Source organism: Frigoribacterium sp. R86507 (genome assembly GCF_044597695.1).
In the GTDB taxonomy this organism is placed as follows: Bacteria; Actinomycetota; Actinomycetes; order Actinomycetales; family Microbacteriaceae; genus Frigoribacterium.
On record NZ_CP139002.1, the window covers coordinates 1,334,386 to 1,353,772 of the forward strand.

Annotated in this window: 17 protein-coding genes and 1 tRNA gene; 11 read left to right on the plus strand and 7 right to left on the minus strand. The window is 70.4% G+C overall.

Features of this window, described 5'->3' with window-relative positions; genetic code table 11:
- Window positions 1-7: 7 nt before the first annotated feature.
- Window positions 8-1,402 carry a zinc-dependent metalloprotease gene (locus SJY14_RS06380; RefSeq protein WP_396600104.1) on the minus strand — a complete coding sequence of 465 codons (1,395 nt, stop codon included), beginning with the start codon at window positions 1,400-1,402 and terminating at the stop codon, window positions 8-10.
- A gap of 122 nt (window positions 1,403-1,524) precedes the next feature.
- Here SJY14_RS06380 and SJY14_RS06385 point away from each other — a divergent pair, with 122 nt between their 5' ends.
- From SJY14_RS06385 to SJY14_RS06405, 5 genes are all read left to right on the plus strand, one after another.
- Complete coding sequence (locus tag SJY14_RS06385) at window positions 1,525-2,637, plus strand: PDZ domain-containing protein (protein WP_396600105.1); 1,113 nt, start codon at window positions 1,525-1,527, stop codon at window positions 2,635-2,637.
- 154 nt (window positions 2,638-2,791) lie between these two features.
- Window positions 2,792-5,689, plus strand: a complete 2,898-nt coding sequence (locus SJY14_RS06390) for a UPF0182 family protein (RefSeq protein WP_071256874.1) — start codon at window positions 2,792-2,794, stop codon at window positions 5,687-5,689.
- A 136-nt stretch (window positions 5,690-5,825) separates the two neighbouring features.
- Window positions 5,826-5,899, plus strand: a tRNA-Met gene (locus tag SJY14_RS06395).
- A 101-nt stretch (window positions 5,900-6,000) separates the two neighbouring features.
- Window positions 6,001-7,095: a glycerate kinase gene (locus SJY14_RS06400; protein WP_396600106.1), complete on the plus strand. Its 1,095-nt coding sequence runs from the start codon at window positions 6,001-6,003 to the stop codon at window positions 7,093-7,095.
- Entirely contained in the window at window positions 7,092-7,976 is an 885-nt protein-coding gene (locus tag SJY14_RS06405; protein ID WP_396600107.1) for a carbon-nitrogen hydrolase family protein, read from the plus strand. The genes SJY14_RS06400 and SJY14_RS06405 overlap by 4 nt, the downstream gene beginning before the upstream one ends.
- On the opposite strand, the gene SJY14_RS06410 is transcribed toward SJY14_RS06405, so the two are convergent.
- The gene (locus SJY14_RS06410) at window positions 7,962-9,161 is read right to left on the minus strand and encodes an aminotransferase class I/II-fold pyridoxal phosphate-dependent enzyme (RefSeq protein ID WP_396600108.1); all 1,200 of its coding nucleotides are present in this window, start codon (window positions 9,159-9,161) and stop codon (window positions 7,962-7,964) included. The genes SJY14_RS06405 and SJY14_RS06410 overlap by 15 nt on opposite strands.
- A 144-nt stretch (window positions 9,162-9,305) precedes the next feature.
- Between SJY14_RS06410 and SJY14_RS06415 the strand changes: the two genes are divergently transcribed.
- The 6 genes from SJY14_RS06415 (at window position 9,306) to SJY14_RS06440 (ending at window position 15,706) form a co-directional block, all read left to right on the plus strand.
- Entirely contained in the window at window positions 9,306-11,051 is a 1,746-nt protein-coding gene (locus SJY14_RS06415) for a trypsin-like peptidase domain-containing protein (protein ID WP_396600109.1), read from the plus strand.
- A 149-nt stretch (window positions 11,052-11,200) separates the two neighbouring features.
- On the plus strand, window positions 11,201-12,244 hold the full coding sequence (locus SJY14_RS06420) for a glycosyltransferase family 2 protein (protein ID WP_396600110.1): 1,044 nt from the start codon (window positions 11,201-11,203) through the stop codon (window positions 12,242-12,244).
- Window positions 12,245-12,250: 6 nt separating this feature from the next.
- Complete coding sequence (locus tag SJY14_RS06425) at window positions 12,251-13,057, plus strand: CDP-alcohol phosphatidyltransferase family protein (protein WP_071256738.1); 807 nt, start codon at window positions 12,251-12,253, stop codon at window positions 13,055-13,057.
- The gene (locus SJY14_RS06430; RefSeq protein ID WP_071256737.1) at window positions 13,054-13,941 is read left to right on the plus strand and encodes a glycosyltransferase family 2 protein; all 888 of its coding nucleotides are present in this window, start codon (window positions 13,054-13,056) and stop codon (window positions 13,939-13,941) included. Before SJY14_RS06425 ends, SJY14_RS06430 begins: the two co-directional genes overlap by 4 nt.
- A gap of 53 nt (window positions 13,942-13,994) precedes the next feature.
- The gene (locus tag SJY14_RS06435; RefSeq protein WP_396600111.1) at window positions 13,995-15,299 is read left to right on the plus strand and encodes a CDP-glycerol glycerophosphotransferase family protein; all 1,305 of its coding nucleotides are present in this window, start codon (window positions 13,995-13,997) and stop codon (window positions 15,297-15,299) included.
- Window positions 15,300-15,400: 101 nt separating this feature from the next.
- Window positions 15,401-15,706, plus strand: coding sequence for a helix-turn-helix domain-containing protein (locus SJY14_RS06440; RefSeq protein ID WP_071256735.1), 306 nt, complete (start codon window positions 15,401-15,403; stop codon window positions 15,704-15,706).
- Window positions 15,707-15,745: 39 nt separating this feature from the next.
- Here SJY14_RS06440 and SJY14_RS06445 read toward each other — a convergent pair whose 3' ends face one another.
- The 5 genes from SJY14_RS06445 to SJY14_RS06465 all read right to left on the minus strand — a co-directional run bounded on the left by SJY14_RS06445 (window position 15,746) and on the right by SJY14_RS06465 (window position 19,306).
- Window positions 15,746-16,027, minus strand: coding sequence for a PilZ domain-containing protein (locus SJY14_RS06445; RefSeq protein WP_071256734.1), 282 nt, complete (start codon window positions 16,025-16,027; stop codon window positions 15,746-15,748).
- A gap of 132 nt (window positions 16,028-16,159) precedes the next feature.
- A complete protein-coding gene (locus SJY14_RS06450; protein ID WP_396600112.1) occupies window positions 16,160-16,963 on the minus strand; it encodes a hypothetical protein in 804 nt (267 codons plus the stop codon).
- 9 nt (window positions 16,964-16,972) lie between these two features.
- Window positions 16,973-17,734: an ABC transporter ATP-binding protein gene (locus SJY14_RS06455; protein WP_054145303.1), complete on the minus strand. Its 762-nt coding sequence runs from the start codon at window positions 17,732-17,734 to the stop codon at window positions 16,973-16,975.
- Complete coding sequence (locus SJY14_RS06460; RefSeq protein ID WP_177174821.1) at window positions 17,734-18,531, minus strand: ABC transporter permease; 798 nt, start codon at window positions 18,529-18,531, stop codon at window positions 17,734-17,736. Before SJY14_RS06460 ends, SJY14_RS06455 begins: the two co-directional genes overlap by 1 nt.
- Before the next feature lie 61 nt (window positions 18,532-18,592).
- Complete coding sequence (locus SJY14_RS06465) at window positions 18,593-19,306, minus strand: NTP transferase domain-containing protein (protein ID WP_071256733.1); 714 nt, start codon at window positions 19,304-19,306, stop codon at window positions 18,593-18,595.
- Window positions 19,307-19,387 lie beyond the last annotated feature (81 nt).

Below are 19,387 nucleotides of genomic sequence, written 5' to 3' on the forward strand. Positions count from 1 at the left end.
CGGGGTGTCAGGACCGGGGTGCGTCCGGGTCGGGCCCCGACCCGTCGGGCTCGATCGCCGAGCCGTCGTCGCCTTCGCGGGGACGGTCGTCGGTCGTGTCGTCGAGCAGGTCCTGGATCGCCTGGTCGACGTCGTCGAAGGCGGGTTCGTTCGACGTCAGTCGAGCCACGAGGGCCTGGGGGTCGTCGACGTCGGCACTGGTGGGCACGATGTCCGGGTGCGACCAGAGGTCGTCGCGACGTTCGGCCCCGACGGCGTCGGACACGGTCTGCCACAGGACGGCCGCCTCGCGGAGGCGTCGCGGTCGCAGTTCGAGGCCGACCAGGGTGGAGAAGGCCGACTCGGCCGGCCCGCCGGCAGCGCGCCGCCGGCGCACCGTCTCGGCGATCGCCGCGGACTTCGGGAGGCGCGCCGTGGCCTGGGCGGTCACCACGTCGACCCAGCCTTCGATCAGGGCCAGGGTCGTCTCGAGGCGGGCGAGTGCGGCGAGTTGCTCGTCGGTCTTCGGGGGGATGAGGGCACCGCTCTTCATCGCCTCTTGCAGTTCGCCGGGGTTCGAGGGATCGAAGTCGACCGCGAGTTCTTCGAGCCGGGACGTGTCGATGCGGATGCCCTGGGCGAACTCGCGGATGGACGAGATGAGGTGCAGCCGCAGCCATCGTGCGTGGCGGAAGAGGCGGGCGTGGGCGAGCTCGCGGACCGCGAGGTAGAGCTGCACCTGGTCGGCCTCGATGTCGAGGCCCTCGCCGAAGGCGGCGACGTTCTGAGGAAGCAGTGCGGCCTGCTGCTCGTCGAGCAGGGGGATGCCGACGTCGCCGCCGGACACGACCTCGGTCGAGAGCTGGCCGACGACCTGACCGAGCTGCATGGCGAAGAGCGTGCCTCCGACGCTGCGCATGACCTGGCTGGCCCCGGCGAGCATCGAGCGCATCTCTTCGGGAGCCTGCTCGCTGAGCACACCGGTGAGGGAGTCGGCGATCGACGTGGCCACGGGCTCGGCGAGCTGGCTCCACACGGGCATGGTCAGGCGGGCCCACTCGGCCCGGGTCACCAGACGGGGCGTGGCGGTGAGCTCGGCCACGAACGTGACGTCGTCGAGCCACAGCGCGGCGACGTGGAAGGCCTGCTCGAGGGCGGCGGTCTCGGCCGCGCTCGGCGCGACGGCGGTCTGGGCGCCCACGGCGGTCGCCTGCTCGGTGGCGATCGACCAGTCGATGCCGTCACCGCTGCTGTTGACGGCGTTCTGCAGCTGGCTCATGAGTCGGGCCACGAAGGCCGGGTCGTCGGGCAGCCCCGCGGCCCCGGCGAGCTGTGACGGATCGATGTCGGAACCGCCGGACAGGAACTGACGCAGCATGTCACGGAACTCGTCCTCAGGCCCGCGCGGCGAATCATCGGTCATGCTGACTACGCTAGCTGCTGGCCGCACGAAGATCCTGGGATTCGGCCACCGCCCCGGGGCCGGCGCTCCGCTCGTGGCGAACGCGACCCGCGCCTCCCCGGCCGATCCCGAAAGGACCCTCCGTGGCCTTCTTCACGCCCCCGCGCACTTCCCCGTCGACGGCTCGCCGTGCGAGCCGGATCGGCTGGCCCCTCCTGGGTGTCGCCGTCGTGTCGGCGGTCGTCCTGAGCCTGCTGCCGGGGCCGTACCTGATCGAACAGCCCGGCCCGGTGTTCGACACCCTGGGCAGCGCCGAGTACGAGGGCTCGTCCCAGCCGCTCATCACCGTGTCGGGCCACGAGACCTACCCCACCTCGGGCACGCTCGACCTCCTGACCGTCAGCGTCCAGGGCAACCAGGACGTCCGGCCGGGGTGGGTCGACGTCGTCCGTGCCTGGGCGGATCGCAGCCGTTCGGTCATCCCGGTCGAGGCCGTGTACCCGTCGGGGGTGTCGAACGACCAGGTCGACGAGCAGAACGCCGTGGACATGCAGAACTCGCAGAAGTCCGCGATCGCCGCGGCGCTGATCCACGAGGGGTACGCCATCCCCAGCGCCGTGACCGTCAGCCAGGTCTCCCAGGGCAGCCCGGCCGAGGGCGTCCTGCGCGAGGGCGACGTCCTGGTCAGCGTCAACGGCACGAGTCTCGCCACCGACGCGGACGTGGACGTCCTCCGCGGCCTCGTCGCGGCGAACGGTGCGTCGACGCCGGCCGAGGTCGTCGTCGACCGGGCGGGGACGAGCGTCACCGAGCAGGTCACCCCGCAAGAGGTCGACGGCACGCCGCTGCTCGGGGTCGGGGTCAGCGTGGACTACACGTATCCCTTCGACGTGACGCTGAAGCTCGACCAGGTCGGCGGACCGAGCGCCGGCATGATGTTCGCGCTCGGGATCATCGACAAGACGACTCCGGGCGAGCTCACCGGCGGCGAGAAGGTCGCGGGCACGGGCACCATCACGGCGTCGGGCGAGGTGGGCGCCATCGGGGGCATCCGGCAGAAGCTCTACGGTGCCCGTGACGCCGGGGCGACCGTCTTCCTCGCGCCGTCCACGAACTGCTCGGAGGTCGTCGGGAACGTGCCCTCCGGGTTGGACGTCTACTCCGTCGCCACGTTGGACGACGCGGTCACGGCCCTCGAGACGGTCGCGGGCGGCGGCGACACGTCGTCGCTGCCCACCTGCACGGCCGGTCGATAGCGTTCGTGCAGCCCGCGCAAAGCTGAGAAGGGGACGCTGAGTCGGACAGGCTCGACACGTAGGATGGCGGTCCACGTCCCCGTCAGCCAGGAGCACACCCTTGACGTCACCCGCATCGTCGCGAACCGCACGACGCTCGCCCCGATTGCCCGTCCTGGTCACGGTGGCCGTCCTCGCCGCCCTGGTCATCGCCTTCTTCATCTTCTCGTCGCTGCTGACCGACTACCTCTGGTACCAGCAGCTCGGGTTCACGGGGGTGCTGACGACGCAGTGGATCTCGCGCCTCGTGATGTTCGCGGTGGGCTTCGTGGCGATGGCGGTGCCGGTCTACATCAGCATCGAGGTGGCCTTCCGGTTCCGCCCCGTGTACGCCAAGTTGAACTCGCAACTCGATCGTTACCAACAGGTCATCGAGCCCCTGCGTCGTGCCGTCGTCGTCGGTGTCCCCGCCGTGCTCGGCCTCTTCGCCGGCATCGCCACGTCGACGCAGTGGCAGACCGTCCTCGAGTGGATCAACCGCACCCCCTTCGGCCAGACCGACGCGCAGTTCGGGCTCGACATCGGGTTCTACGTCTTCGAATTGCCGCTGTACCAGGCAGCGGTCGGCTTCGCCTCGGCCGTCGTCCTCATCGCCGGCATCGCCGCCGTCGCGACCAGCTACCTCTACGGCGCTCTGCGCTTCACCGGGCGCGAGGTGCGCATCTCGAAGGTCGCGCGCATCCAGCTGGCCGTCACCGCCGCCGTCTACCTCCTGCTGCAGGGCGTGAGCCTCTGGCTCGACCAGTACGCGACGCTGTCCGACGGCACGAACAAGCTGCTCACGGGTGCCACGTACACCGACGTCAACGCGGGCATCCCCGGCAAGCAGATCCTCGCCGGGATCGCCGTCGTCGTCGCGATCCTCTTCATCGTGACCGCGATCGTCGGCCGCTGGCGCCTGCCGGTCATCGGCACGGCCGCGCTCATCATCATCAGCATCATCGTCGGTGGCATCTATCCCTGGATCGTCCAGCGGTTCACGGTCGAGCCCAGCGAGCGGACCGTCGAGTCGCCCTACATCGAGCGCAACATCCAGGCGACGCGTGAGGCCTACGGCGTGGCCGACGTCGAGGAACAGACCTACGACGCGAAGTCCGACGCCGAGGCCGGGGCCCTGGCCGGCGACGCCGTCACGACCGCCAACATCCGCATCATCGACCCCGCGCTCGTGACCGACGCCTTCGCCCAGTTGCAGCAGTACCGCCAGTACTACAGCTTCCCCGAGCAGCTCGCGGTCGACCGGTACACGATCGACGGCAACGTGCAAGACACGGTCATCGCCGTGCGCGAGCTGAACACCTCGCAGCTCGGCAACTCGGCCACCCCCTACAACACGACCTTCGTCTACACCCACGGCTACGGCGTGGTGGCGGCGTACGGCAACCAGCGGTCGGCGGACGGCCAGCCCGTCTTCCTCGAGTCCGGCATCCCCGTGACAGGCGCTCTCGGCGACGCCGGCGACTACGAGCCGCGGATCTACTTCGGCCAGGAGTCGCCCACCTACTCGATCGTGGGTGGCGACGGCGGCAACGACATCGAGCTCGACTACCCGTCGGGCAGCAACGACAACGGCACGAACGAGACGACGACCTTCGAGGGCGACGGTGGGCCCAAGCTCGACAACGTCTTCAAGAAGCTCATCTACGCCATCAAGTTCCAGTCCGAGCAGATCTTCCTGTCCGACGCGGTGAACGACCAGTCGCAGATCCTCTATGACCGCGACCCCACCGAGCGCGTGCAGAAGGTGGCTCCCTACCTGACCATCGACAGTGCGCCCTACCCCTCCGTCGTCGACGGCAAGGTCGTCTGGATCGTCGACGGGTACACGACCACGAACGAGTACCCGTACTCGAAGCCGCAGGCCTTGTCCGATGCGATCGCCGACACGTACAACGACCGCCCGGTGTACGCGTCGAACAACATCAACTACATCCGCAACTCGGTGAAGGCCACGGTCGACGCCTACGACGGCTCGGTCAAGCTCTACGCGTGGGACACCAGCGACCCGATCCTGCAGACGTACGACAAGATCTTCCCGTCCACGCTGTCACCCCTGAGTGACATGTCCGCCGAGTTGCTCCAGCACGTGCGCTACCCGCAGGACATGTTCAAGGTGCAGCGGGCGATCCTCGGCACGTACCACGTGACGGACGCCGACTCGTTCTACTCGAGCGACGACGCCTGGGTCACGCCCAACGAGCCGACGAGCAACGCGCAGAACCCGCCGTTGCAGCCTCCGTACTACTTGACGCTGCAGCTGCCCGACCAAGACCCTGCGTTCTCGATCTATTCGACGTACATCCCGCAGCAGTCGGGCGAGAACGCCCGGAACGTCCTGACGGGCTACCTCGCGGCGAACGCCGATGCGGGGTCCACGCCGGGTGAGATCTCGTCGGACTACGGCAAGCTCACGTTGCTGGCCCTGCCCCGCACCGACACGTTGCCCGGCCCCGGACAGGTGCAGAACAACTTCAACACCGACACCGCGGTGGCGAACCAACTCGCACTCCTCACCCGGGGTGACACGAGCGTCGTCCGGGGCAACCTGCTGACCCTGCCGGTCGGTGGCGGTCTGCTCTACGTGCAGCCGATCTACGTGAAGTCGAACTCCGAGACGTCGTACCCGGTCCTGCAGCGCATCCTGGTCTCGTTCGGCGACAAGATCGCCTTCGAGGACACCCTCGACGGCGCCCTCGACTCGCTGTTCGGTGGCAACTCGGGTGCGACGGCCGGAGACAACGGCGTACCGACCACGGGTGACGGCACCGACGGCACCGGCACCGGCACGGATGCCGGCGACGGCGCGACCGACGGGGGCACGGCGACGCCCGACACCGGTGACACGGGGGCGGGTACCGACAACGCCGCGCTCGACCAGGCCCTGGCCGACGCCCAGCAGGCCCTGACCGATCGTGCCGCGGCCTACGCCGAGAACGACCTGGTGGCGGCAGCGGAAGCCGACACGCGCCTCCAGACGGCCCTCGAGGACGCGGTCGCCGCCAGCGGTCAGTAGTCACGCGACATCCGACACGACGAACCCCCTTTCGGCACGCCGGGAGGGGGTTCGTCGTGTCGGGGCGATGTGACGGCCGCGTCCGGGGGCTCGATTGGACGGCGTCCGAATGCCGTGCTAGTGTTTCTTCTTGTGCCGCGGGGTGGAGCAGTTCGGTAGCTCGCTGGGCTCATAACCCAGAGGTCGTAGGTTCAAATCCTGCCCCCGCAACAAGAAAGACAAAAGCCCCGGTCGAGCGACCGGGGCTTTCGTCTTGTCGTCGGGCTCTCGGGGCTCTGTGCCGTCGCGGCCGATCATGCCAAGGTTGAGGCATGTCGAGACTCCGGGTGGTCCTCGCCCCCGATTCGTTCAAGGGCAGCCTGGATGCGTCCGAGGCTGCGGCCGCGCTCGCCGCAGGGTGGTCCCGGTCACGGCCCGAGGACGAGATCGTCGCGCTGCCTCTCGCCGACGGCGGAGAAGGCACCCTGGACGCGTTCGAGCGGGCCGTCCCCGGAAGCATCCGCCACGAGGTCGTCGTGGAGGGCCCCGACGGCCGTCCCGTCGACGCCCCCTGGCTGGCGCTTCCCGACGGCACGGCCGTCGTCGAACTCGCCTCGTCCTGCGGGCTCGGCCTCCTGACCTCACCCGCGCCGCACGACGCGACCACCCGCGGTCTGGGTGACGTCATCCGCGCGGCCGTCGGCGCCGGCGCCGTGCGGCTGCTCGTCGGCCTCGGGGGCAGCGGGTCGACGGACGGGGGAGCGGGTGCTCTGACGGCCCTCGGCGCCCGGATCGTCGATTCTCTGGGGGAGCCCGTCGGCCCCGGCAACCACGGGCTCACCACGGCTGCCCGGGTCGATCTCTATGGTCTGATCGCCCTCCCGCCCGACGGTGTCGTCCTGCTGGTCGACGTCGACAGCCCCCTGCTCGGCCCCGACGGTGCCGCTGCCGTGTTCGGGCCGCAGAAGGGTGCCTCGGCCGACGACGTCCTCGCGCTCGAACGGGGTCTCGAACGCTTCGCGAGCCTCGTCGACGTCGATCCAGCGACCCCCGGTGCCGGGGCCGCAGGCGGGACGGGCTTCGGTCTGCTCGCCTGGGGTGCCCGTCTGCAGCCCGGGGCCGTCGCCGTCGCCGAGGCCGTCCGACTCGCGGAAGCCCTGGCCCACGGTGACGTGGTCGTCACCGGAGAAGGGCGGTTCGACGGTCAGACCGCCGCCGGGAAGACCGTGTCGCTCGTGCGGCGGATGGCCGACGCGGCCGGAGTCCCGATCGTCCTCGTGGCCGGTTCCGTCGAAGCCCCCGACGACGGTTTCGCCGACGTCGTGTCGACCACGCAGCTGGCGGGCGACGTCCTCGAGTCGACGACCCGCGCCTCCTTCTGGCTGGGCGAGGCGGCCGCGCTGGCGGCCGGGCGGTGGGCACGATGAGCACCGGCGGCACCGGCGGCACCGGCGGCACGCCCGACGTCGTCGTCGCGGTGGTGCAGACCGCCCCCGGTGACGACCCGGCGCGCAACCTGCGGACGATCACCGACCTCGCCGAGGAAGCGGCCCGACGGGGCGCACAGGTGGTCGTCTTCCCCGAGTACTCGTCGTACTTCTCGGCCGAACTGGGGCCGTCGTACCTCGAGGCCGCGGAACCCACGGACGGGCCGTTCGTGCGCCACCTGACCGCACTGGCGGATCGGCTCGGCGTCGCGCTCGTCGCGGGCCTGGTCGCCGTGTCGCCCGATCCGGCGCGGTTCGAGAACCTGCTCGTGGCCGTGGCGCCCGGTCGGGGCGTCGTCGCCACGTACTCGAAGCAGCACCTCTACGACGCGTTCGGTGGGCAGGAGTCCCGGTGGATCGTGCCGGGCCCCTTGGCGGTCGCCGCGACCTTCGAGGTCGGCGGGCTCGTCTTCGGCCTGCAGACCTGTTACGACCTGAGGTTCCCCGAGGTCACGCGGACGCTCGTCGACGCCGGGGTCGACGTCGTGTTGATGCCGGCCGAGTGGGTGCGCGGACCGCTCAAGCAGCACCACTGGACGACCCTGCTGACGGCCAGGGCCCTCGAGAACACCGTGTACGTCGCCGCGGCGGACCACGCACCGCCCGTCGGCGTCGGCTGCAGCACGATCGTCGACCCGACGGGTGTGGCCCTCGCCTCGGTCGGCGACGAGGTCGACGTCATGGCGCTGGGCAGGGTCTCGGCCGACCGGATCGCGGCCGTGCGCCGGACGAACCCGTCCCTGGCCCTTCGCCGGTACGACGTGGTCCCGCGCCGTGACGGCGGCGGTCCGCCCTATGGGAAGGGCTCAGACCGAGAGTGACGCCAGCTGGGCCGAGGCCTGCTCGAGCACCTCGATGCGCTTGCAGAAGGCGAACCGGACGAGGGACGACTGCTCGGCGGCGAGCTCCGGGTGGCAGAAGGCGCTGATCGGCAGCCCGACGACACCGGCGAGCTCGGGGAGCCGCCGACACAGGTCGGCCGCGTCGTCGAAGCCCAGGGGGGCGGCATCGGCGACCACGAAGTACGAGCCGTGGCTGGCGCGCACGGCGAACCCTGCACGACGCAGCCCGTCGGACAGGACGTCGCGTTTGTGGGCCAGTGTGCGCGCGATCCCCTCGAAGTAGGCGTCGGGGAGTCCGAGCCCGACGGCGATCGCGGGCTGGAAGACCGAACCGTTCACGAAGGTCAGGTACTGCTTGACGGCGACGATGCGGTCGACGAGCTCCGCCGGACCGGTCAGCCAGCCGATCTTCCACCCCGTCGTGTTGAAGGTCTTTCCCCCGGACGAGATGCTGATCGTCCGAGCCGCCGCGCCGGGCAGGGTGGCGAACGGCACGTGGACCGCACCGTCGAAGAGCAGGTGCTCGTAGACCTCGTCGGTGACGACGAGTGCGTCGTGCTCGACGGCGAGTTCGAGCAGGAGGCGCCTGGTCGCGTCGTCGAGGACGCTGCCCGTGGGGTTGTGCGGATCGTTCAGCACGACGAGCCGGGTGCGCGGTCCGAAGGCCCGGCGCAGTTCGTCCGCGTCGACCGTCGAGTCCGGACCTCGGAGCGGCACGGTGACGTGGACGCCGCCCGAGAGCCCGATGACGGCCCCGTACGCGTCGTAGAACGGTTCGAGCGTGACCACCTCGTCACCCCGGTCGACGAACGCCAGGATCGTCGCCGCCAGCGCCTCGGTCGCCCCCGCGGTCACGAGCACCTCGCGCTGCGGGTCGACGTCGAGACCGTAGAACCGTCGCTGGTGGGCGGCCACCGCCTCGAGGAGGACGGGCATGCCCCGGCCCGGCGGGTACTGGTTGAGGCCGGAGCGCAGGGCCTCGTGCGCCGCCTCGAGGACCTCGTCCGGGCCGTCCTCGTCCGGGAAGCCCTGCCCGAGGTTGATGCTGTCGGTCGCCGTGGCGAGGGCCGACATCTCGGCGAAGATCGTGGGGGCGAGTCGGCCCGCGCCGTCGAGGAGCATCGCGCCGTTCGCCGCGCGCTGCCAGGGTGCTGGAGGAGTCATGATCCCGTCACCGTATCTCCGCGGGACGGGTGCCGGGGTGGTCGTGTCCAGCCGCCGCATAAGCTGGGTGCAGTCCGCTCACAGGCTCGCCGTATGATCCGCCCAGCTTGGGCGACCAGGCTGTCAGGGCTTGGAAGGAGCACCATGACCGACACCCCCCGCCACGACGACACCGACGACGGCGCCCCGCGCACGCCCGAGGGCACCGCCGACGGTTCGCAGGGCGTCCCGGGCGACGACCGGAGCGCGCACGACGGCGCCCAGCCCACGACGCCGTACCCGGCCGACCAGGGCGTCACCTACGGTGCTCCGCCACTGCCCGGCAGCACCCCGCAGGCCGGCTCCTTCGAGTCCGGGGCCGACGAGGCGCGGCACGACCAGGCGCACGACCGGACTCAGCCCCACCCCGGCTCGTACCAGCAACCGCCGTCGTACCAGCAGTCCGGCTCGTACCAGCAGCCCGGTTCCTACCAGCAGCCTGCTTCGTACCAGCCGGCCGGATCTCACCAGCAGCCCGGTTCGCATCAGCAGCCGGGTCCCTACCCGCAGTCAGGGTCGTACCAGCAGGGTGACCCCTACCAGCAGCCCGGGGCGTACCAGCAGGGCGACCCCTACCAGCAGCAGGCCTCCGATCCGTCGGCGTTCGCCTACGACACGACGAACTCGTACGCGGCGGCGGGTTGGCAGGCGCCCCCGCAGAAGCCGAAGAAGAGCCGACGTGGCGTGGGCTCCGTCGCCGCGGCCCTCCTGGTCGGCGTCCTCGTGGGCGGCGCGGCGGGCGGTGGCGTCGCCGCGGTGCTCTCCCGCGACTCGGGGGCCGGGGTCTCGGCGACCGGTGAGTCCCGCGACCTGACGGTGAACGACTACGACGACGCGACGGTCGTCACGGCGGTCGCGGCGAAGGCGACGAAGTCGGTCGTCACGATCAACGTGACGGCGGGCGAGTCCGGTGGCACCGGCTCGGGCGTCATCCTGAGCGACGACGGGTACATCGTCACGAACACGCACGTCGTCACCCTGGACGGGGCCAGCGCGTCGGGCACCGTGAACGTCACGCTCAGCGACGGCAGCATCCTGCCGGCCGAGGTCGTGGGGCTCGACCCCACGGTCGACCTCGCCGTGCTGAAGGTCGACGCGACGGGGCTCACCCCGATCGACTTCGCCGACTCGTCGAAGCTGAACGTCGGTGACACGGCCGTGGCCATCGGAGCACCGCTCGGTCTGTCGAACACGGTGACCGACGGCATCGTCTCGACCCTCAACCGCAGCATCACCGTGCAGTCCTCGGCGGCGCCGACGGACGGCAGCGACGAGGGCCAGCAGAACGACAACAACGGCCAGGGGCCCTTCTCGTTCAACAACGGTGACGGCTCCACGCAGAACCAGGCCAGCTCGGTCATCTCGCTGCCGGTCATCCAGACCGACGCGTCGATCAACCCGGGCAACTCCGGTGGTGCGCTGCTCAACTCGCAGGGCGAGCTGATCGGCCTCAACGTCGCCATCGCCAGTTCGGGGGAGTCGTCCGGCAGCATCGGCGTCGGGTTCTCGGTGCCGTCGAACCTCGTGCAGCGGGTCGCCAAAGAGATCATGGCGAACGGCAAGGCCAGCCACGGCCTCCTCGGTGCCAGCGTGAACGACGCCACGAGCGACGCGGCGGCCACCCGGGTCGGTGCCCTCATCGTCCAGCTCAGCCCCGGTGGCGCGGCACAGAACGCCGGCCTGCGGCAGGGCGACGTCGTGACGGAGTTCAACGGCGTGCCGATCAGCGACCGGACCGACCTCACGGCGCAGGTCAGGTTCCTCGCCGGTGGCGCGACGGCCGACCTGACCTACGTCCGGGACGGGACGACCGACACGACGAAGGTCACCCTCGACACCTTGACCAGCTGACGGTCCGCCCCGGTCGGTGCGGCGGGGGTCGGGACGCCACGGCGTCTCGGCCCCCGTTCGCGTGTTGCTAAGCTCGCCACGATCCCTGCGGCCGTCCGCAGTCCCGACCCGCGCCTCCCCGGCGCTCACGAGCCCGAGGAACGCGATCCATGCAAGCAGGCGACGCCACCCGACCCGGTGTCTCGTACGTCATGCCCGTCCTCAACGAAGAACGTGAGATTCGGGCGGCGGTCGAGAGCCTACTCGTCCAGGACTACGAGGGCCCGTTCGAGGTGATCCTGGCCCTCGGCCCGAGCGTCGACCGCACGAACGAGGTCGTGGCCGAGATGGCGGCGGCCGACCCCCGGGTCCGCAGCATCCCCAACCCCGTCGGCTCGACGCCGGCCGGCCTCAACGTGGCCATCCGAGCGTCGGTCCACCCGATCACGGTGCGCGTCGACGCTCACTCCGTGCTGCCGAGCGACTACACGCGCATCGCGGTCGAGACCCTCGAGCGCAGCGGAGCCGACAACGTGGGCGGCATCATGGCCGCCGTCGGGCGCACCCCCTTCGAGAAGGCCGTGGCCCGGGCCTACGGCAGCAGGGTAGGCCTCGGGGGCACACCCCACCACGTCGGCGGCGCCGAAGGCCCGACCGACACCGCTTACCTGGGCGTCTTCCTGCGACACCGACTGCTCGAGGTCGGGCTCTTCGACGAGGGCGTCAAGCGCGGTCAGGACTGGGAGCTCAACCGGCGGCTCCGGGCCACGGGCGGAACGGTCTGGTTCACCCCGCGGCTCGTGGTCACCTACCGACCTCGCCCGAGCCTGCGCAAGTTGGCCCGACAGTTCGTCGCCACCGGGCTGTGGCGGGGCGAACTGGCCCGGCGGTTCCCGAAGGCGAACACCTTGCGGTACCTGGTGCCGCCCGTCATGGTGCTCGGGGTGGCCCTCGGTCTGGTGGTCGGACTGGTCGGCGTGGTCGGGCTCGCGCTCGGCAGCCCGCTCGGGTGGGCCACGCTCGCCCTCGTCGTGCCCGGCGTGTACGTCGTCTTCGTCCTCGCGGCTGCCGTGCTCGCCGCCCGCGGCGACGACCTCCGCACCCGCCTCTGGTTTCTCGTAGTCTTGCCTTCCATCCACTTCGGGTGGGGCGTCGGCTTCGTGCTCGGCTTCCTCGACCTCACGAAGAACATCACCGCCCAGACCGGAAGGTAGCCGCCGATGACCGCGCTGCCCACCAGACCGAGTTCGATCGCCGAGTTGCGACGCGTCGCCCAGCCTCCCGAGGTGCGCAGTCGTGCGAACGCCGAGCACTGGACGGCCTCGTTGTACCTGCGCGACGTGTCGCCCTACCTGACCTGGTGGCTGCTCAAGACGAGCGTCTCGGCGAACGGCGTGACGGGGCTGATGATCCTCGTCGGCTGGTGCACCGCCCTCTCGCTGCTCGTGCCGGGCATCACCGGTGCGTTGCTCGCCCTCGTGCTGGGCCAACTGCAGATGCTCGTCGACTGCTGTGACGGCGAGGTCGCCCGCTGGCGGGGCACCAGTTCGCCGGCCGGGGTCTTCCTCGACAAGGTCGGCCACTACTCGACCGAGGCCCTCATCCCGATCGTGTTGGGCGTCCGTGCCGCCGGGTTCCCGTTCGAGACGCCGGGCGACTTCCTCTGGACGACCGCGGGCTTCGCCCTGGCCCTCGTGATCGTGCTGAACAAGGCCCTCAACGACATGGTCCACGTCGCCCGTGCGAACGCGGGCCTCGATCGGCTCGAAGACAAACGAGGAGGCGCGACGCAGCCGAGCGGGCGCCTCCTGTCCCGACTGCGCAGCGCCGCGCGGTTCGTGCCGTTCCACCGCCTGTACCACTCCGTCGAGCTGACCATGCTCGTCTTCCTGGCCGCGCTCGTCGGCCTCGTCGTCGGAGGCGTGACCGCCGACCGCGTCCTCCTCGTCGCCTTGCTCCCGCTGTCGGTGCTGGCGCTGGTCGGCCACTTCGTCGCGATCATGGCGTCGAAGCGGGTGCGCTCCTGAGCGAGGTCCTGCCCCGGGTCGGAGTCGTGAGCCTGACCCAGGGGCGACGCCCTGGCGACCTGCGTCGGGGGCTGGCCTCGCTGTCGGCCCAGCGCGACGTCGACCTGGACGTCGTCTGCGTGGTCAACGGACGCGACGCCGCGACCGCGGAGGTCGAGGTGCCGACCGGGGTCCGCCTGCTCGAGCTCGCCGAGAACGTGGGCATCCCCGCCGGTCGCAACCGGGGGGCCGAACTCGTCTCGGGCGACTGGATCTTCTTCCTCGACGACGATGCGAGCCTGCCCTCCGACCGGTTCCTGGCCGACGCCGTCGCGTTGTTGCGGGCCCGACCCGAGATCGGGCTCCTGCAGCCACGGGTCGTGGACCCCGACGGTGCCGTCAACCCGCGCCGGTGGACGCCTCGCCTGCGCAAGGGCGACCCCCGCCGGTCGAGCGACGTCTTCTCGGTCTGGGAGGGGGCGACCCTGCTGCCCCGCGACGTCTTCGACGCCTGTGCCGGCTGGGGCGAGCCGTACTTCTACGCGCACGAGGGCATCGAGCTGGCGTGGCGGGTCTGGGCCCAGGGCAGGCGCACCTGGTACGAGGGCTCGCTCGTGGCGAACCATCCGGCCATCGACCCGGCGCGCCACGCCGAGTACTACCGGCTGAACGCCCGCAACCGGGTCTGGTTGGCCAAGCGCAACCTCCCCTGGCCGCTCGTCCCCGTCTACGTGGCGTCGTGGACGGCGGTCCAGCTGCTGCGGTGGGCACGGACCCCGCGACGCCTGCGGCCGTGGTTCGCGGGCTGGGCGGAGGGGTGGCGAGAGGCGCCGGGCGGTCGACGGTCCATCGGTTGGGTAACGGTCCTCCGCATGTCCAGGGCCGGTCGACCTCCGGTCCTCTAGGCTTTCCGGGGTCCGGCGCCGATCGGGGTGGCGGACCGACCCGAGGAGGGCATGTGCCGTTGACCCGAGACCTGGGGCTCGCCTGGAGCCTCGCCCGCCGCGCCGTCCGTTCGCGCAGCAGTCGACGCCGGCTCGAGCGCGACCCACGGGCCGCGGCGACGCCCGCTCCGGGCACGGTCCGCGTCGCCGTGTACTTCGCCGACACGACCGTGAACATGTACCAGATCCGGCAGTGGTACGCCCCTCTCGCCCGCCTGGCCGAGACCTTCCCCGTGGCGATCGTCGTCCGCTCGCCGGGCACGATGGTCACGATGCTCGACGAGAGCCCGGTGCCCCTCGTCTACGCCCGCAAGGTGGCCGACCTCGAGGACTTCGTCGCCGCTCAGCCCCTGGCCATGACGCTGTACGTCAACCAGAACGCCAAGAACTTCCAGATGATGCGGTACGGCCGCATGTGGCACGTCTTTGTCAACCACGGCGAGAGCGACAAGATGTACATGACGACGAACCAGTTCAAGGCGTACGACTACGCCTTCGTCGCGGGTGACGCCGCGAAGGACCGCCTGGCCGCCAAGCTCTGGGATTACGACCTCGACAAGCGCGCCGTGCCCATCGGTCGGCCCCAAGCCGACCACTTCTCGGGCGAGGTGCCCTACCCCGACGACGACCGTCTGGTCGTGCTGTACGCCCCTACCTGGGAGGGCGACCGTCCTGCGGCCGCCTACGGGTCGATCGTCACGCACGGCCTCGCCCTCGTCCGGGCGCTGCTGGCTTCGGGGCGTCACCGGGTCGTCTACCGGGCACACCCGCGCAGCGGCGTGCTCGACCCCGAGTACCGGCGAGCCCATGAGGGGATCATCCGGGCGCTGGCCGAGGCCAACACGCGTGATCCCGGCGCCCACCACATCCACGACGAGGGGCCCGAACTCGGCTGGCAACTGGCCGCGGCCGACGTCGCGGTGACCGACATCTCGGCGATGGTCTACGACCGCCTCGCGACGGGCCGACCCCTCGTCGTGACCCGTCCGGTGGCCGTCGAGGCCGACGTCGACGAGTCGGGCTACCTCGGCGACGCCGAGTGGTTGACGGCCGACGGCGCGGGCGACATCGTCTCTCTCGTCGACCGGGTCGTCGACGATCCCGAGGCGCAGGGCCGTCTCGAGCACTGGGTGCGTCGTCACTTCGGCGACACGTCGCCCGGGGCGGCCACGCATCGGTTCGAGAACGCGGTGGCGGATCTCGTGCGGCTGCGCGACGACTACGCCGCACGCCGTCCCTCGTTCGACGAACCACGCTCGACCGGTGCGGCCGAGGACGCCGACCAGGAGGCCGGCGACGCGGAGACATCCGACCTCTGACGCCGAGACCGGGGCTCAGGTGAGTGTCTCGACGCTGAGGCATTCATGTCTCGGTGATGTGGACTCTGGATCTCAGACGCTGAGCAGCGTATCCATGAGGCATGCCTGAGCCGACGTCCGACGCCGCCCGCCTCTTCGGAGAACGCATCCGCGACGAGCGCCTGCGGCTCGGACTGAGCCAGGACGAGGTGGCGCACCTCGCGGGCATGAACGTGTCGAACTACGGAAAGATCGAGCGCGGTATCGGCAATCCCGTCCTGCACACGATCGTCCGGCTCGCCGTGGTGCTGGGGGTCGACCCGGCCGTCCTGGTCACCGGTCTCGGAGTCGATCACCTGCCGCCCGTCCTCGAGGCCTTCACGGCCGCGGACTACGTCGCCGAGAGACGGGCTCGTCTCAGCAGCTGATGCGGGCCCTCACCCGGTAGGGCTCGTCGACCCCGGGGGTCAGAAGCTGAACCGCCACAGGTACTCGTCTCCGTCGGGCCGGAACCACCGCACGACGGCGATCGCGCTGCGGGTCAGTTCGACACCCAGCACGCAGAGGTCGACGGAATCGCCGGGATCGAGCCGGGTGGTCGCGACGGGGACGAGCAGCCCCGTGCCCACGAGGGTGACCCGGATGCCGGTCACGGTCTCGGGGGAGTCGTTGACCAGCCGGTAGACGCGGGGTGCGCGGAAGCGGTCGAGGGTGAAGGGGACGGTGTAGGCGAGGGTCGTCGACGTCATGTCGTCGACCCTAGGAGCGACCGCCGAGGGTCGTTTCGCATCCCTGTGGACGGCGGCCGCCTGGGGAGGACCCGTCGAGGAGGACGTGCCGAGCCACACCCGCCGACGGGACGGACGTCACGAGACGGCCGCTCAGAGGGACAGGTCGACCGGGAACTCGGCCGGCGCCGCACCGAACGCCGTGCGGGCCGTCGTGACGACCTTGCGTCCGAGCAGGTGGTTGCCCGTTCCTCCCACGACGGCCCCGATGCCGAACGGGAGGGCCCGGCCGAGGACGGAGGCTCCCTGCGAGGCGGCGAACCGTCGGATGAACTGTTTGCGGATCGTGTCGGTCAGGCCGCTCATGGCCGCCTTCGGCAGCTTGGAGGTGACCAGCTCACCCCAGAACGCCGTCCGGGCCGGAGCGGTGCCCATGGCCTCGCCGGCGAACTGCCGGACGAGGCTGGCACCGGGACCGCCGAGCAGCATCGCCATGACCAGGGCCCGGGCGCGGTCGGGGTCCGAGACGGCGATGCCGTGGACCTCGGTCACGGACTGGGCGAAGAGGGCGCTCGCCTCGAGGAATCCGGCGGTCTCGACGCCCGAGAGCGCCAACGACACGCCCCAGCCGACACCCGGGATCACCGCGCTGGCCCCGACGGCGGCCCCGCCGGTCGTGACCGCAGCGAGGTATTCGCGCTCGAGGATGGTGATCAGCTTCTGCGGCGTCGCCTTCTTGTGACGGCGACGCAGCGTGGCGACGTGCTTGACGACGACCGGGCGCTGGACGGCCAGCAGCTTGTCGAGGCGGCGCACCCAGGCGGCGTCGTCCGACCGGTCGGGCGCCGACGTCTGGTAGTGGTACTCGGTCGAGTTCGCGGCGTCGCGGGCGGCGAGCTGCGCGTCCGTCGTCGAGGCGGCGTGATCGGGGTCGTGGGGCTGACTGCGTTCGGGCACGCGTCGACACTACGCCGAGGGGCGGGGAGGGTGATCGGAGGCGTACCGGGCCAGGGCGTCGTCGAGTGGGCCGTCGAACACCAGGGCGCCCTTGTCGAGGTAGAGGCCCCGTCGGCAGAACCGCTTGAGGTCGCGTTCGTTGTGCGACACGAGGAAGAGCGTGCGACCGTCGGCCAGCATCTCGCCGATCCGGGCGTAGCACTTCTCGCGGAAGGCCTTGTCGCCCACGGCGAGCACCTCGTCGACCAGGACGACGGGCTCCTCGAGCCGTGAGATGACGGCGAACGCGATGCGGACCTTCATGCCGCTCGAGAGGTGTTTGTAGGGGGTGTCGACGAAGTCGCCGATCTCGGCGAAGTCGATGATCTCGTCGAAGCGCTGGTCGATCTCGGGGCGGGTCATGCCGTGCAGGCCGGCGGTCAGGTAGACGTTCTCCCGCACCGTCAGGTCGGCGACGAAGCCACCGGTGATCTCGATGAGGGGCGCGACGCCGCCCGACACCTCGACGGTGCCCGTGTCGGGCAGAATCACTTCGGCCACGAGCTTGAGCAACGTCGACTTGCCCTGGCCGTTGCGTCCCACGACGCCGATGGCCTCGCCCGGCTGGACCTCGAAGCTGACGTCGCGGAGGGCCCAGAACTCGCCCGGACGCGACCGCCTGCTGCTGTCGGCGAAGAGGTCCTTGAACGATCGCCGCCCGCGCCGGTTGCGGCGGAAGCGGATGCCGACGCCGTCGACGCGGATCACGGGGCGCTGTCCGGTGGTGGACATCAGATCTCCTTCAGCACGGCACGCTCGCTCGCTCGGAAGACGAGCAGCCCGACGACCAGGACCACGACGCACACGGCCCCGCCGACGAGCACCTCGGTCAGGTCGAACTGCTCCGGGAAGAACGCCGACCGGTAGAGGCCGAAGATTCCGCTCAGTGGGTTGAACGCGGCCAGCAGGTGGAGGCCCTCGGGCAGGTCCTGGGTGCCGTAGATGATGGGCGAAGCGTAGAAGGCGAACCGCAGGGCGAGCTTCGTGGCGCGCTCGAGGTCGCGGAAGAACACGACGAGTGGCGCGACGATGAGTCCCACCCCGGCGACGAGTACGGTCTGCATGACCATGGCCAGGGGGAAGAACACCACCTGCCAGTGCAGTTGCGCCCCTCCCACGGCGGCGAACAAGGCCAGGACGGGCAGGCTCAGGGCGAATTCGATGCCCTTGGAACCCACGAGTCGGAACACCCAGATCGTCCGGGGGATCTTGGTCGACCGGACGAGCTTCGCCTCGCGGATGAACGCCCGGGTGCTGTCGGAGACCGCGCCGTTGAACCACATCCAGGGCAGGAGTCCGGACAGGAGGAAGACGATGTACGGCTCGTCGCCGACCGAGCGTTTGAAGACGACCGAGAAGACGAAGAAGTAGATCCCCGACATCACGAGCGGGTCGAGGATCGACCAAAAGTAGCCGAGCTTCGACGTGGAGTACCGGACCTTGAGGTCACGACTCGTCAGCAGCCAGAGTGTCTGGCGGTACCGCGCGAAGCCGCTGCGACGGGGCCGTTCGGCCAGGTCAGTGCTCACGGACGCCCTTCTCGTTCAGGACATCACGCAGGGGCACGCAGCCGTCGGGAGACGGCCCGGTTCAGACGAACAGGTTCGCGCGCTCGAGGTCTTCGGCGAAGTCGACCTCGACGGCGTAGAGGTCGGAGATGTCCACGGGCTCAAAGCGTAGCCCGTCCTGGCCGATGGCCAGTTCGATGCCACGCTCGAAGTAGTCCTGGTTGTCGACCTTCGAGAGCTGGTGCACGAGAGTCGCCTTGTCGGCCTTCGACACGTAGTTGATGCCCACGGCCTCGCCCAGTCCGCCCTTGACCTGCTTCGACAGCTCGGCGATGTAGCCCTCGGCGTCGGTCGTGTACTTGACCTCTTCGTCGGACACCTTGGAGGTGTTGACGGTGACGAACGACTGGTCGTCGCGGACGAGGCGAGCCGCACGGGTGAGGGCCGTGGGGTCGAAGACGACGTCGCCGTTCATCCACAGGACGCCGCCGGAGGCGCTGGCCCGCAGGGCGCGGAGAAGGCTCTTCGACGTGTTGGTCTGGTCGTACATCTCGTTGTAGACGAACGAGGCGGACGGGAACGCCTCGACGATGTGCTCGAACTTGTAGCCGACGACGACGGTCACCCGGGCGTCGGGCCCGAAGGCGTCACGGATGTTGTCGAACTGCTGCTGCATGATGGTGCGGCCGTCGTTGAGCTCGGTCAGTGCCTTGGGCAGCGAGCGGCCGAGGCGGCTGCCGAGCCCGGCGGCCAGGATGACGATCTGCTGGCGGTGGTTCGTCTCGTTCTTGCTCACGCTGGTCTCCTCACAAGGGGCGAGCCCGTGCGGGACGGGCTCTGCGGTGGCCCCGGCGGTGCGGACCGGACCCGTCTCTGG

Coding starts and splice junctions, on each gene's coding strand:
- SJY14_RS06425 (WP_071256738.1), top strand. CDS start 12,251: ATGACCGCGCTGCCCACCAGACCGAGTTCGATCGCCGAGTTGCGACGC.
- SJY14_RS06415 (WP_396600109.1), top strand. CDS start 9,306: ATGACCGACACCCCCCGCCACGACGACACCGACGACGGCGCCCCGCGC.
- SJY14_RS06400 (WP_396600106.1), top strand. CDS start 6,001: ATGTCGAGACTCCGGGTGGTCCTCGCCCCCGATTCGTTCAAGGGCAGC.
- SJY14_RS06410 (WP_396600108.1), bottom strand. CDS start 9,161: ATGACTCCTCCAGCACCCTGGCAGCGCGCGGCGAACGGCGCGATGCTC.
- SJY14_RS06455 (WP_054145303.1), bottom strand. CDS start 17,734: ATGTCCACCACCGGACAGCGCCCCGTGATCCGCGTCGACGGCGTCGGC.
- SJY14_RS06420 (WP_396600110.1), top strand. CDS start 11,201: ATGCAAGCAGGCGACGCCACCCGACCCGGTGTCTCGTACGTCATGCCC.
- SJY14_RS06380 (WP_396600104.1), bottom strand. CDS start 1,402: ATGACCGATGATTCGCCGCGCGGGCCTGAGGACGAGTTCCGTGACATG.
- SJY14_RS06405 (WP_396600107.1), top strand. CDS start 7,092: ATGAGCACCGGCGGCACCGGCGGCACCGGCGGCACGCCCGACGTCGTC.
- SJY14_RS06440 (WP_071256735.1), top strand. CDS start 15,401: ATGCCTGAGCCGACGTCCGACGCCGCCCGCCTCTTCGGAGAACGCATC.
- SJY14_RS06445 (WP_071256734.1), bottom strand. CDS start 16,027: ATGACGTCGACGACCCTCGCCTACACCGTCCCCTTCACCCTCGACCGC.